General features: G+C 62.9%; 12 protein-coding genes. 8 read left to right on the top strand and 4 right to left on the bottom strand.

The window, feature by feature from the left end; all coding sequences use genetic code 11:
* Positions 1-7: 7 nt before the first annotated feature.
* Complete coding sequence (locus AC244_RS21440; RefSeq protein ID WP_053250854.1) at positions 8-1843, bottom strand: monovalent cation:proton antiporter-2 (CPA2) family protein; 1836 nt, start codon at positions 1841-1843, stop codon at positions 8-10.
* Positions 1844-1992: 149 nt separating this feature from the next.
* On the opposite strand from AC244_RS21440, the gene AC244_RS21435 reads away from it, so the two are divergent.
* The 5 genes from AC244_RS21435 to AC244_RS21415 all read left to right on the top strand — a co-directional run bounded on the left by AC244_RS21435 (position 1993) and on the right by AC244_RS21415 (position 6647).
* A complete protein-coding gene (locus AC244_RS21435) occupies positions 1993-3339 on the top strand; it encodes a TldD/PmbA family protein (RefSeq protein WP_053250853.1) in 1347 nt (448 codons plus the stop codon).
* Positions 3340-3401: 62 nt separating this feature from the next.
* Complete coding sequence (locus tag AC244_RS21430; RefSeq protein WP_053250852.1) at positions 3402-4217, top strand: 3'(2'),5'-bisphosphate nucleotidase CysQ; 816 nt, start codon at positions 3402-3404, stop codon at positions 4215-4217.
* A 58-nt stretch (positions 4218-4275) separates the two neighbouring features.
* The gene (locus AC244_RS21425) at positions 4276-4512 is read left to right on the top strand and encodes a DUF4170 domain-containing protein (protein ID WP_053250851.1); all 237 of its coding nucleotides are present in this window, start codon (positions 4276-4278) and stop codon (positions 4510-4512) included.
* A 91-nt stretch (positions 4513-4603) separates the two neighbouring features.
* Positions 4604-5917 (top strand): lipid IV(A) 3-deoxy-D-manno-octulosonic acid transferase, encoded by a 1314-nt coding sequence (waaA, locus tag AC244_RS21420; RefSeq protein ID WP_053250850.1) that lies wholly within the window; start codon positions 4604-4606, stop codon positions 5915-5917.
* Between the two features lie 25 nt (positions 5918-5942).
* The gene (locus tag AC244_RS21415) at positions 5943-6647 is read left to right on the top strand and encodes an HAD family hydrolase (RefSeq protein WP_053250849.1); all 705 of its coding nucleotides are present in this window, start codon (positions 5943-5945) and stop codon (positions 6645-6647) included.
* 49 nt (positions 6648-6696) lie between these two features.
* On the opposite strand, the gene AC244_RS21410 is transcribed toward AC244_RS21415, so the two are convergent.
* Positions 6697-7188, bottom strand: a complete 492-nt coding sequence (locus AC244_RS21410) for a DUF2938 domain-containing protein (protein ID WP_053250848.1) — start codon at positions 7186-7188, stop codon at positions 6697-6699.
* Between the two features lie 145 nt (positions 7189-7333).
* Here AC244_RS21410 and AC244_RS21405 point away from each other — a divergent pair, with 145 nt between their 5' ends.
* Together AC244_RS21405 and lpxK are read left to right on the top strand one after the other, a co-directional pair.
* Positions 7334-7993 carry an ArsR/SmtB family transcription factor gene (locus tag AC244_RS21405; protein WP_053250847.1) on the top strand — a complete coding sequence of 220 codons (660 nt, stop codon included), beginning with the start codon at positions 7334-7336 and terminating at the stop codon, positions 7991-7993.
* Positions 7994-8166: 173 nt separating this feature from the next.
* Positions 8167-9207 carry a tetraacyldisaccharide 4'-kinase gene (gene lpxK, locus AC244_RS21400; RefSeq protein WP_053250846.1) on the top strand — a complete coding sequence of 347 codons (1041 nt, stop codon included), beginning with the start codon at positions 8167-8169 and terminating at the stop codon, positions 9205-9207.
* A gap of 216 nt (positions 9208-9423) precedes the next feature.
* On the opposite strand, the gene AC244_RS21395 is transcribed toward lpxK, so the two are convergent.
* Together AC244_RS21395 and mutL are read right to left on the bottom strand one after the other, a co-directional pair.
* Positions 9424-9657: a DUF2093 domain-containing protein gene (locus tag AC244_RS21395; protein WP_053250845.1), complete on the bottom strand. Its 234-nt coding sequence runs from the start codon at positions 9655-9657 to the stop codon at positions 9424-9426.
* Between the two features lie 95 nt (positions 9658-9752).
* The gene (gene mutL, locus AC244_RS21390; RefSeq protein WP_053250844.1) at positions 9753-11561 is read right to left on the bottom strand and encodes a DNA mismatch repair endonuclease MutL; all 1809 of its coding nucleotides are present in this window, start codon (positions 11559-11561) and stop codon (positions 9753-9755) included.
* A gap of 307 nt (positions 11562-11868) precedes the next feature.
* On the opposite strand from mutL, the gene AC244_RS21385 reads away from it, so the two are divergent.
* The gene (locus AC244_RS21385) at positions 11869-13593 is read left to right on the top strand and encodes a response regulator (protein ID WP_053250843.1); all 1725 of its coding nucleotides are present in this window, start codon (positions 11869-11871) and stop codon (positions 13591-13593) included.
* The last annotated feature ends 185 nt before the right edge of the window (positions 13594-13778 follow it).

Here is a 13778-nt window from a genome sequence, read left to right as displayed (position 1 = left end):
GAGATCCTTAGGCACTTTCCCGCACATCGGCCGGCAACCCCGGCAGGATGCTTTCGCCCGTTTCCGAGGAATGGTCGACGTCGCGCTTGGGCTTGACCAGCGGCTCGGGACGCACGGGCTGCGAATGCAGCATGTCGCGGCCGGCGGTGATGCCCTCCGCCTCCTGCAGCACCAGGCGCGCCTCGTCGCGCTTGCGGATATCGTCCATGATGGCAATCGCCTCGTCGTCGCCGACCCCAAGTGCCTCCAGCGTCTTTCGGCCGAACAGCAGGCCGGACTCGAAGGTTTCGCGCAGTTCGTAATCGACGCCCTTTGCTCTCAGCTCGAGCGTATGCAGCCGGTCGTAGGAGCGGGCGAAGATACGGGCGTCCGGATACTCGGCCTGGACCAGATCGACGATCCGGTCGGTGGTTTCCTTCTTCTGTGTGCAGATGGCGATGAGCTTTGCCCGCTCGATGCCGGCGGCGCGCAGCACGTCGAGCCGATTGCCGTCGCCGAAGTAGATCCGGAAGCCGAAGGTCGCTGCCTGGCGAACGCGGGCGGCCGAGTGGTCGATGATCGTCACGTCGCGACCGCCGGCAAGCAGGATCTGCGCGGCGATCTGGCCGAAGCGCGAAAAACCGATCATCAGCACGTCGGCGTCCGCACCTTCGAAATCCTCCTCCATCTCGTCGGCCATCTCGTCCTGTTCGCGCATCAGCCGCGGCGCGAGCATGGAGGCGATCGGGGTCAGCGCCATCGAGAGCGTAACGATGGCAACGAGCAGCGAGGCGCTGCCCTGCGAGAAAACGCTGGCTGCCGCCGCGGCGGTAAACAGCACGAAGCCGAATTCGCCGCCCTGCGGCAGGAGCAGGCTGATGCGCACCGCGTCGTTGTGATGCGAGCGCGCCAACCGGCAGAGCCAGTAGAGCACGAAGCTTTTCACCAGCATCAGCAGCGGCACGGCAATGAGGATCACCAGGTACTTGTCGATGATGACGTCGAGCTGCAGCGACAGGCCAACCGCCATGAAGAACAGCGCCTGAAGAATACCGCGAAACGGCTCGATATCGGCCTCGAGTTCATGGCGGTAGGAGGATTCGGCCAGAAGCACGCCGGCGAGAAAGGCGCCCATGGCCATGGAAAGGCCAGCCAGTTGCATCAGCGTTGCCGCGCCCATGACCACCAGAAGAGCGGCTGCAATCATCACGTCGCGCGCGCCGGTACGGGCGATGATCTGGAACAGCGGGTTGAGCAGATAGCGGCCGGCGGCGACAAGAATGGCGACCGCCGTGATCGCGATTGCGAAGTCTTCGAGCGGTGTCGTCGTATCCTCCGGCATCTGCGCAGCCAAGAGCGGGATCAGGGCAAGCAGGGGTACGATCGCCAGATCCTGCAGCAACAGGATCGAGAAGGCGCGCTGACCGAAGCGCGTGTTGCGGTCGTTGCCTTCGTCGAGGATCTGCATGGCAAACGCCGTGGAAGACAGCGCCAGGCCGAAGCCGGCAACGATGCTGCCGGCGTGGTCAAGCAGGCCGGTGAAGGCAATCACATAGGAGAGGATCACCCCGGTGAGCATGACCTGCGCCGTGCCGAGGCCAAAGATGTCGCGCCGCATCTGCCAGAGCCGCGAAGGCTTCAGTTCCAGCCCGATGATGAAGAGCAGGAAGACGACGCCGAGTTCGGAAACGTGCAGGATCTCTTCGCCTTCGGTGATCCTCTGGGCAACCGGGCCGATCAGGATGCCAGCCGCGAGATAGCCGAGGATCGTGCCGAGCCCGAGACGCTTGAACAACGGTGCCGCAAGCACGGCGCCGCCGAGCAGCATCAGTGCCTGGGAGTAGATGATCGGGGTCGTCGTCATGCGTGCGGCTTTCGATATTGCCTCGTCCTGCCCAGGCAGATGGAGGTTTCGGCGGGAGTATCATTGCGGTGTATGGGCGGGAATCATGCCAATGCCCTTGATGCATGCTTCAGTGCACAATAAATGGGGCAGGAATGAAAGGCCACATCATGTCAGAAACGATCGATTCCGCCTCCCTCGAAAAGCGCGCCGCCGAACTGGTGGACCTTGCCCGCAAGGCAGGCGCCGATGCGGCTGACGCCGTTGTCGTTCGCGGGCGTTCCCGTTCCGTCTCGGTTCGCCTCGGCAAGGTTGAAGCCACCGAGGCGTCCGAAAGCGACGATTTCTCGCTGCGTGTCTTCGTCGGCAACCGCGTCGCCAGTGTTTCGGCCAATCCCGGCTTCGACCTGAAGGTGCTCGCCGAGCGGGCGGTGGCGATGGCCAAGGCCTCGCCGGAGGACCCTTTCGCTTCGCTAGCCGATCCGGATCGCCTGGCGAAATCCTACCCGGATCTCGAACTGTTCGACGATCGAGAAGTTTCGACCGACGCCTTGACTGAGGCGGCGCTCGCCGCCGAGGAAGCGGCGCTTGCGGTATCTGGCGTCACCAATTCCAGCGGAGCCGGTGCTTCCGCCGGCATGGGCGGGCTCGTGCTCGTGACCTCGCATGGCTTCTCCGGCTCCTACATGGCGACCCGCTTCGGCCGCTCGGTGAGCGCGATTGCCGGCGAAGGCACGAAGATGGAGCGCGACTACGATTACGACAGCCGCATCTATTTCGACGATCTGCGCGCCGCCGATGACATCGGCCGGGTGGCCGGCGAGCGTGCCGTGGCGCGGATCAACCCCCGCCAGGTGCCGACTGCCAGGAACGTCACGGTCGTTTTCGATCCGCGCATGGCGCGTGGTTTTGTCGGACATCTCGCCGGCGCCATCAACGGCGCATCCGTCGCCCGCAAGACCAGTTTTCTGCGCGATATGATGGGCAAGCAGATCATGAAGGCGGGGCTGTCGGTAACCGACGACCCGTTGATCGTCCGGGGCTCGTCTTCGCGTCCGTTTGACGGCGAAGGCGTCAGCGGGTCCAAGCTGACGATGGTCGAGGATGGCGTACTGAACCACTGGTTCCTGTCGACCTCGGCAGCGCGCGAACTTGGCCTTGAGACCAACGGCCGCGGCGTGCGCGGCGGCCCGACGGTCAATCCGGCCTCGACCAATCTCGCGCTCGAACCGGGTTCGATTTCACGCGAGGATCTGATCCGCAGTGTCGGAACCGGCTTTTACGTGACCGAGCTTATCGGCCAGGGCGTCAACATGGTGACTGGCGAATATAGCCGCGGCGCTTCCGGCTTCTGGATCGAAAACGGCGAGTTGTCCTTCGCCGTGTCAGAAGTCACCATCGCGTCGAACCTCAAGCAGATGTTCATGGCGATCACGCCCGCCGACGACATTGACCGAAAGTTTGGCGTTGCCGCACCGACGCTCGCGATCGAAGGCATGACGCTCGCCGGCCTTTGAGCGGCGGACGTCAATCGCCAAGACAAAAGCGTTCGGCCATGCGCCGGCGCATAAGGATTTGAATGTCAGACAAAGCAACATCGATCGCGACGTGGGAGGAGGATCTGGATCTGATCCTCGCCGCTGCGATCGCCGCCGGCGAAACGGCGCTCGGCTATTTCCGCAACGCGCCCGACGTGCGCTGGAAGAACGAGGGGCGTTCGCCGGTGAGTGCGGCCGATATCGCGGCCAACGACATTCTCAAGGAACGTCTGCTTCTCGCCCGTCCGAACTACGGCTGGCTCTCGGAAGAGACCGACGACGATCGGAGCCGCCTGTCCTGTGAAACGGTCTTCGTCGTCGATCCGATCGACGGCACCCGCGCCTTCATTGCGGGCAAGGATCTCTGGTGCGTGAGCGTTGCCGTCGTTCACCGCGGTCTGCCTGTCGCCGGCGTGCTTTACGCGCCGGCGCTCGACGAGATCTTCCAGGCAACGGCAGACGGACCGGCGCTGAAAAACGGCGCGAGCATTCGCGTGCGCGACATTAGGGCCGACGAGGCGCTGCATGTGGCGGCTGCCGAAGACGTCGTCGCGAGCTTGGCGCCGTCCTACCACAACGGCATCGTGCGGGTCCCGCATGTGCCTTCGCTCGCCTACCGGCTGGCAATGGTTGCGGACGGGCGGATCGATGGCACGGTGGTCAAGAAGAACTCTCACGATTGGGATCTTGCCGCCGCCGATCTCATTCTCGAAAGGGCGGGCGGGGGGCTCAAGACGCTTGAATCTCAAGCCCTGTCCTACAATCGCCCCAATGTCGTTCATGGCCTTCTTTGCGCGGCGTCGAAGGCGGCGTTGCCGGGATTGCTTGCTGCGTCGAGGACCCTTGAGGGCCATTGACCTTTCGGGCTGAATGCCGCAAACCAACGCCCATACCCTATAAGAAAATGGAACTCCAATGGCTCACGACTCCGAGAAGAAACAACGTCTGCATTTGGTCTTTGGTGGTGAACTGACCACACTCACCGATGTTCATTTCCGTGACCTGGACAAACTCGATATCGTCGGCATTTATCCTGACTACGAAAGCGCGCACATCGCCTGGAAGTCGAAGGCACAGATGACCGTCGACAATGCGCATATGCGTTATTTCATCGTTCATATGCATCGCCTGCTCGATCCGGAAAACGATTGATGCCGATGCCGTCGGCATGCGTGGCGCGTTCCTGCGCGCTCGCTGCATCTGACCGTCGCCCGATCGTTCCATCGGGCGGGGGACTGAAGCGATGAGCAGCTTTCGTGCCCGGCTGGCGCTCTCCAGCTACCGCTGGATCGGTTCGGCGATCTATCCCTTCGTGTGGTCCTATCTTGCCCTGCGCGCTGCGAAGGGCAAGGAGGACCCGGCGCGTCGCCGCGAGCGCTACGGCTATGCCAGCGTGCCGCGCCCGCAAGGTCCGCTAGTCTGGTTCCACGCCGCAAGCGTCGGCGAGACCAATGCGGTCATCCCGCTGATCAAGGAAATCCATCGTCGCGGCATCAATGTCGTCTTGACCACCGGCACGACGACCTCGGCGCGGGTCGCGGCCGGGCGTTTGGGCTCGGCGGTCATTCACCAGTATGTGCCGCTCGATTTCAAGCCGGCGGTCAATCGTTTTCTCGAATACTGGCAGCCGGATCTGGCCATCATCGCCGAATCCGAGATCTGGCCGATGACCATCCTGGAACTTGGGCGACGCCACATCCCGCAGGTTCTGGTCAACGGTCGCCTTTCCGACCGCACATTTGCGCGCTGGAAGAAGCGGCCGGCGCTCGCCGATGCGCTGTTTGAGAACCTCGCGCTCGTCATCGCCCAATCGGATGTCGACGCCGAGCGCTTTCGCACGCTCGGAGCTCTGCCGGTGATGGTCTCGGGTAACCTGAAGGTCGATACCGACGCGCCGCCGCACGACCCGCAGGCCTTGAAGGAATACCATCAGCAGATCGGCACGCGCAAAACCTGGGCGGCGATCTCGACCTTCGACGGCGAAGAAAGTGCTGCCGGGGTCGTACATCGTGCCCTCAAGGAGCGCACCGGCCTGTTGACCATCATCGTCCCGCGCCACCCCGAGCGCAGCGATGCGATCGAGGCGGCGCTGACGGCCAAGGGCCTGAAGGTGGCGCGCCGCACCCGTCGCGATCCGCTGACATCAGACGTCGATGTCTTCCTTGGCGACACGATCGGCGAGATGGGGCTCTATCTGCGTCTGACCGAAGTCGCCTTTGTCGGCCGCTCGCTGTTTGCCGAAGGCGGCCAGAACCCGCTGGAGCCGGCAATGCTTGGCTGCGCCGTTCTTTCGGGCGGCAACGTCCAGAATTTTCGCGAGACCTATCAGATGCTTGCCAAGAACGGCAGCGCCAAGATCGTCCGCGACGTCGAGATGCTGGCCAAGGGCGTCAACTATCTGCTCGCCAACGACGACATGCGTCGTTCGATGATCGATGCCGGCCTTGAAACCGTGCAAGAGATGCGCGGAGCGTTGTCTGCAACGATGAAGGGGCTCGAGCCCTATATCAATCCGCTCGTCGTCAAGGCGCGGCTCGAGCCGCGCAACGACGTCTGACCGCACCGGGAGATGTAAGATCACCATGAGCGCACCGACAGCCATCGCCGGTATCCTGTTCGACAAGGACGGAACGCTGCTCGACTATGCCAAGAGCTGGGTGCCGGTGAACTACGAGCTGGCGAAGATTGCGGCCAAGGGCGACGAAGTCCTGGCTCGGACGCTGCTCAAGGCCGGCGGCATGGATGCGGACACCGGCCATGTGCTGCCCGACAGCCTGCTTGCCGCCGGAAACACCGTCGAGATCGCAACCGGCTTCGTCGCTGCCGGCGCGCCGTTTACCGTGGAAGCGTTGACGACGCTGTTTGACGGGTTATTTGCCCGTTCGGCCGAATATGCGGTGCCGGTCACCGACCTCGGTTCGTTCTTTGCCGGACTGCATGCCAAGGGTTATCGCCTCGGTGTGGCATCCAGCGACAACGAGCGCTCGATCCGCGAAACCGCCAGGCGCTTCGGCTTCGACGGCTATCTGCATTATATCGCCGGCTACGACAGCGGCTACGGTGTCAAGCCGCAGCCTGGCATGGTGCTCGGCTTCTGTGCGGCCACGGGGCTCGATCCGCAACAGGTCGTGGTCGTCGGCGACAACAATCACGACATGCATATGGGCCGCAACGCCGGCGTCGGCATGACCGTCGCAGTGCTCACGGGCACCGGCTCGCGCCAGTCGCTGGCCGATGCCTCCGACCATTGCCTGGCCGATATCACCGAACTCGAAGCCGTCCTCTAGGTTTTTCGCTGTCGTTGCCGCACTAGGGGTTGCGAAGGTGGTCCTATGATCACCAGAGGATCGATAAAACTAGCGCCGACAGGTAGAGCCCGAAGCCGAATACCGCATGCGCAATCAGGCTGCGCAGGCGAGCGGTGTTGGGGCTCGGCGTTTTCGAGGCCGCGATGCCGGCGCCCATGCACGGCTGCATCAGAAAGAACGGCGCGATAACGGTCACGAGGCCGACGGTCAGCGCCGGGACAAGCGTCGGCCGCGTCGCCCAGTCATGCCCCCAGATCAGCAATAGAAGCCCGGCGAAGACAATGCCGATGGCATAATGGGCGGTCCAGCCGATCAGGCGTTCGTCACCAACAGGTGCCGCTGCTGCGATACGCTGGTGCCGGAAACGACCGTGCGGAAAATGTCCGATCCAGCGGCCGACCATGCCATAGTCCAGGGACGGTATCGCGAGTAACCGTTTCAGTGCCACCGCCCAGAGATCCATGACCGCAGTCGCACCGATCCCGATCGCGATGGCCCGCAACACCAGATCCGTTTCCATGTTCGTATCCTTTCACATCATCTTCCTGGCCGCCGCGTCGACAGGTTGCGTCCATACGGGCGTTCATTCCGTCACATGTGACGAGTCGAAATAATATTCAATTGAATAATTGAATGACTGATGAAGAAATGCTAGGCTTCTGTCAATGAGCGACCTTCAACTTCATATCTTCGAGGAGTTTGCCGAGCTCGCCCGCACACTCGCCAGCGCCCAGCGGCTGCTGCTGCTCGAGCACATCGCCCAGGGCGAGCGTTCGGTGGAGCGCCTCGCCGAGCTTTCCGGCCTCAGCGTCGCCAACGCGTCACAGCACCTGCAGCAATTGAGGCGCGCTGGCTTTGTCGAGACAAGGCGGGAGGGCAAGCGCGTGCTTTATCGGCTGGGCACCGGCCCGGTGCTCGGCCTGCTTTCCGCCCTGCGGCAACATGCCGAGTACAATCGCGCCCAGATCCGCGACCTCGTCGCCGACCGTCGGGATCAACCCGACCGGCTTGAGGCCATTTCGCGTGAGGAGTTGCTGCTGCGGATGCGGGAAGGAGGCGTCACGCTGCTGGACGTGCGACCGCAGGACGAGTTTACCTCGGGTCATCTGCCCGGCGCGATCAATATTCCGATCGAGGAGCTTGAACGGCGCTTCGCCGAACTGCCGGCGCAAACGGAAATCGTCGCCTATTGCCGCGGGCCTTACTGCGCCTTGTCTTTCGATGCGGTCACGGTCCTGCAAGGCAAAGGCTTCTCCGTCCGGCGGCTCGATAGCGGATTTCCGGATTGGAAGGCGGCCGGCCTTGCGGTCGAAAGCGCCGCTTAAGCTTCCAGGGAAGTGTGCAGAACCCCGCATTGTCTTGTGCCGCTTGCCTTTTTCCGCGTTCTGACGTTTTTTGTCGGCAGGCATGCCGCCGCCGGTTTTTTGGGCAGCGGCAGGCAAGATGTGCATCGTCCTTCCGAGAAGGACAAAGACGGCCGGGGGCTGCGGAAACAAAGATGGTATCGGAAGCGCCGCCGTTCTGGTGGACCAAGCCGGATTGGCGTGCCCGTGTTTTGTGGCCGTTTTCCTGGATCTATGGGCGTATTGCCGGCCTGCGCATGGATCGCGCCCGCCGGGCGTCGGTGGCGGTCCCGATCATCTGCATCGGCAATTTCACGGTCGGCGGTGCCGGCAAGACGCCGACGGCGATCGCGCTTGCGCGTGCCGTCAGGGCCAAAGGTCTGAAGCCGGGGTTCCTCAGCCGCGGCTATGGTGGTTCGCTCGACGTGACGACGATCGTCGATCTGGAGCACCACAGGGCGCGCGACGTCGGCGACGAGCCGCTGTTGCTGGCGCGCGAGGCGCTGACGGTGGTGTGTCGGCGTCGCGTCGACGGAGCCCGCCGATTGGTGGCCGAAGGTGCGGATATCATCATCATGGACGATGGTTTCCAGAGCGCGCGACTTGCCTTCGACTTCGCGCTGCTCGTCATCGATTCCCGCCGTGGTATCGGCAACGGTTACCTTGTGCCGTCAGGTCCCGTGCGTGCGCCGCTTTCAAATCAGTTGCGCCACGCAACGGCGCTGTTGAAGATCGGTGACGGACTAGAGGCCGACGCCCTGATCCGCCGTGCCGCACGGGCGGGCAAGCAGATCTACGAGGCGGAAGTCGTGCGCCTCGACGACGGCTCGCTGAACGGAGTCAAGGTGCTGGCCTGGGCCGGTATCGCCGATCCGGAAAAATTCTATCGCACCGTGCGCGAGACGGGTGCGCTTATCGAGGAGACCCGCAGCTTCCCCGACCATCATCATTTTTCAGAGGACGAGATATCGGACCTTCTCGACCGCGCCTCAGCGCTCGGCTGCGTCCTCGTGACCACGGCCAAGGACATGGTTCGCCTGGAGCCCGGTCATGGGAGGGCAGCGGAGTTGGCTGGGGCAAGCCGGGTGATTGAAATCGACGTGCACTTCGACGATCCGTCGGCGCCGGCGAAGATCGTGACCGCCGCCCTGTCGGCGGCACGCGCCCGCAAGCTGCGGGAAGCGGGGCAGAAATAACGTTCGATCGGCGCGTTACAGCGCCGCGCGTTAAATACGACGCGCTAAGGACGCTGTAACACTTTAGACTTGCTGCATAATTCCTTAAATCGAACCCGATTTAAGGAATTATGCAGCAGAGCGTTTCCGTCTTAAACGGCGTCGTGGAAACGCACTATCTCTTTGTTTTACGCATTTCCTGGCGGAAAACCGCTTCGCGCTTTCCCTGGAAAAGCTTTAGCGGCGCTGGTTGGGCAGGGCGCCCGCGCGTTTTTCCGCTTCGAGCGACGCTTCCGCGTCGACATAGGGCTCCTGGCGGGCCACGCTCCAGTAGCGCAGTTCGTCGACCGGGATGGTCTTGCCCGTCATCGCGCAGATGACGTGCGAGCCGGCAAGAACGATCTGAAAGTCACCGTCGAGATAACGGATCTTCGCTTCGCGCGAGGCGCTTCCTTCAAACCGGTTCATCATCGTCTGGCCCGTTCCGTCTTCCTAGTCTGTTTTCTGATCTAGCCCGGCGCCCGGTAAAATGCCAGCGCATTTCGCCGTGTCATGCCTTCACGGGATCAGCTCCTGCCGAACAGTCGCTCGATGTCGGAGAGCTTCAGCTCGATATAGGTCGGCCGGCCGTGATTGCACTGGCCGGAGCCCGGCGTTGCTTCCATCTGGCGCAACAGCGCGTTCATTTCCTCGGTGCGCATCCGACGGCCGGAGCGAACCGATCCATGGCAGGCCATCGTTGCGGCGAGATATTCAAGCCGGCTGGCAAGCCCGTTGGCCGTGTCCCATTCGGCAATCTCGTCGGCGAGCTGGCGCACCAGCCCTGCGGCGTCCATCTCGCCCAGCATGGCCGGCGTTTCCCGCACCGCGATGGCACCGGGCCCGAAGCGCTCGATGCCCAGGCCGAGGCGACCCAGTTCGTCTGCATGCGTCATCAGCCGGTCGCAATCGTCTTCTGAGAGATCAACGATTTCCGGGATCAGCAACGCCTGGGCAGCGACGGGCTTTGAATGCAGCGCCGTTCGCATGGTTTCGAAGACGAGGCGTTCATGGGCGGCATGCTGGTCGACGATGACAAGGCCGTCCTGCGTCTGCGCGACGATGTAGTTTTCGTGAAGCTGCGCACGCACGGCACCGAGCGGAAAGGATTGCGGTGCCGGCGCGTCTGCGATCGTCCGGTCAGGTTCGGGTGACGGCGGGGCGGTGCGGGCCGACGGCGCGGTGAAGGCCGCGAAGCTTGCCTGCGGCGTTTCGGACAGGCCGCGACCCATCGTCTCGAAATGCGTCGGCCGGGAGGGTGAGCTTTCCGCGCTCCAGGGCTGGTGCGGCCGATATTGCCCGGAGCGGAACGCCTGCATCATGCCGCTCGCGCCCGTCGTCGACGCCCGGTCACCCTCCCGTGCCAGAGCTTGGCGGATGGCGCCGATGATCAGCCCGCGAATGAGGCCCGGATCGCGGAAGCGAACGTCCGATTTCGCCGGATGCACGTTGACGTCGACGAGTGCCGGGTCGAGCGTGATCGACAGCACCGCCACGGGATAGCGGCCATGCGGGATCGTTTCGGAATAGGCTGCCCGAATGGCGGACAACAGCTGCTTGTCCTGGACCGGACGACCGTTGACGAAGACATATTGCTGCAGCGAGTTGCCGCGGTTGTAGGTCGGCACGCCGGCAAAGCCGGTGAGCTGGATGTCCTCGCGCTCGGCATCGATCTCGATGGCGTTGTCGCGAAACTCCTTGCCGAGAACCTGCGCCATGCGGGCGAGCCGGTCGTCGCCCGTCGCCGGAAACTCCAGCGTCGTGCGATCTGACCCGGACAGGACGAAACGCACCTTCGGAAAGGCAATGGCCATGCGCCGCACCACATCCGATATCGCCGATGCCTCGGCCTTTTCCGACTTCATGAACTTGAGCCGGGCAGGGGTCGCAAAAAACAGGTCGCGGACTTCGACGACCGTGCCGGTATTGGCGGGCGAAGGGCGAATGGGGTCCGTCCTGCCGCCGGCAATGGTGATGACGGCGCCTTCGGTCGCACCAGCCGTTCGGGTGGTGATCGAAAGCCGGGAAACCGATCCGATCGAGGGCAGGGCCTCGCCGCGAAAACCGAGCGTGCGGATGTCGAACAGGTTGTCGTCGAGTTTTGACGTGCAGTGCCGCTTCACGGCCAGTTCCAGGTCGGCCGGCTGCATGCCGGCGCCGTTGTCGGTTACGCGCAGCAGCGTCTTGCCACCGCCGGCGGTGGCGATTTCGATCCTGGTCGCGCCGGCGTCGAGCGCGTTCTCGATCAGTTCCTTGGCGGCACTGGCGGGACGTTCGATGACTTCGCCGGCGGCGATCTGATTGATGAGGGTCTCGGAGAGCTGCTTGATGGCCATGCTCTATTTTCCCGGATTCGGCGACGGAACGGAAGCGGAAATACGGGTCTGTCCCCGTCTGGCATCTTCGATCGCCGGATTCTGGTTGTGCAACCCATTGGTGCGCCCAAAAATGAGACGAGGATTTAATTGCCCCTTAACACTCTGCTGCGATTTTCCACAACAACCTGAATGATCACGGGTTTTGTCTTTGGAGCACTGCGGCGTTGCTGGACGCCGCGTCACCCCGCTCGAAGAGACGCCTTTCAAGGCCATCCCAGCATGTCCCGAAATGAAACCGCCGCAGGGGGCGAGTGAGGACAGCGCAATGAACGATGGGGCGCCGAACGGCGCGGACATCAACAGGATCATTCTCGAGTCGAGCTGCGATGCGCTCGGCTTTGCGATGCTTGTCTGCGGCCGGGACGATACCATTCTCTTTGCCAGCCGCACGGTGCTGCAATATTTCCCCGTACCTGCCGAGATGCTGCTGCCGGGCACACGCCTGCGCGAGTTTCTCGGCGCCGTCTACGACACCGGCGTTCGCCCGGGCACCGTTCCCGAAAACAGCCGCCGTCGGACGAACCGCGAAGACTGGATTGCCGAGCATATGGCGCTGCACTGGCGCGAGCGCTACGAGAATGTCGAGCGCTCCGGCCGAACCCGATGGGTGTCGATGCGCAAGCGCCGTCTCTCCAGCGGTATCGGCATCCTGTCGATCACTGACGTTTCCGACCAGAAGAAGCGCGACGAGCAGCTGCAGACGGATCTCGAACGGGTCGAGTTGACCGAGGAAATCCTCGACGCTCAGCCCAATCCGATCTGCGTCAAGGATCGCAACCTCAACTATATCGCCGTCAACAAGGCGTTCTGCCTCATCCACGACCTTTCCCAGGAGGCGATCCTCGGGCGTTCGGCCTGGGATTTGGTCGAAAGCGATCTTGCCGAACGTTTCGAGCAGTCCGATCGGCGCGTGCTTGAAACCGGCAAGCCGCATTCGGAAGCGGAACATATCGTGCGTGCCGATGGCAGCGATCTCTGGGTTCTCACCCGCAAATATCGCGTCGGCATGCCCGGCCGCCATTTCGTCGTCAGTTGCATGAACGACGTGACTGATATCGCCGGCTGGTACAATGGCTCCGAGCTTGGCTCTGCCCCCTCCGGCGGTCTCCAGATCAACGACTACAGCATTTTTGCGCCGGCCCAGAATTTCTACGATCCGTTTCGCGCGTTGAACGTGCAGCAACTGGTCGGAGCGGGATCGATGATCGAGACGCTTCCGGCGCGTGGCTTGCGCGTTCTGCTTGCGACTGCCGATCGGCTGACGGAAGAACGGCTGGTGGCGCGCCTGCGCGGCTCGGGTCTCGAGGCCTGCGCAGTGCGCAACCTCGACGAATTGACCGCCTTCGGTATGGCGTCCGACAGCGCCGGCCTGAAGCTCGACGTTCTGCTCCTCGACGGCGCCTTTCCGGACTGTGAGCATATCCGGACGGCCTGGCGCAACTGCCCCGTCGTTACGGTCAAAGCCGATCAGGACGCTGCGGCTGTGCTTGCGGAGGTTTTCCGTGTTTGCGCCGAGCGCCCGCAAGCCTCGCCACTCCTGCAATCGGACTGGTCGCTCTCCTTCGAGGACGAAGCTGCTTCAGCCGTTCCGGTTTCGCAGGTCGATGTCCTCGTTGCCGAGGACAACCAGATCAACCAGTTCGTCTTTACGCAGATCCTCGAAGGGCTCGGTGTCTCGCACCGCATTGCCGCCAATGGCCGCGAAGCCGTCGAACTTTGGCATGAGCTTCAGCCGGCGCTGGTGCTGATGGACGTGTCCATGCCTGTCATGAACGGCTTCGAGGCGGCAATTGCCATTCGAACCGCGGAAAAAGTGAGAGGCGAGAGAACACCGATCATCGCCGTGACCGCTCAGGCCCTCGACATCGACCTGCAACAGTGCAAGGCATCGGGTATGGATGATCACATCATGAAGCCGGTCAGCCCCGACATGATCGAGGCCGTCTTACGAAAATTCATGCCGGTAAAGGCCATGCGAACGACTGGTTGAGCGAAAGCCGTGTCAACTCGCTAGAATTGGGGATGTCGATGGCAGATCTTGGAGCGGGGCGATATCGGATTGTTAACCCCCGATTGCGATCTTCTGCAGCGTATTGCCAAAAAGTGTAGAGTCCCGCAGGAATGCATCGCAACCCCTCAGCCGTCAACGTCGGAACCTTGCCGGAAGCGCGCCGC

The organism is Ensifer adhaerens, from assembly GCF_001270265.1.
Taxonomy (GTDB): domain Bacteria; phylum Pseudomonadota; class Alphaproteobacteria; order Rhizobiales; family Rhizobiaceae; genus Ensifer; species Ensifer adhaerens_B.
The sequence above is the reverse complement of the archived record's forward strand: the minus strand, read 5'-3'. Positions and strand labels throughout refer to the sequence as shown.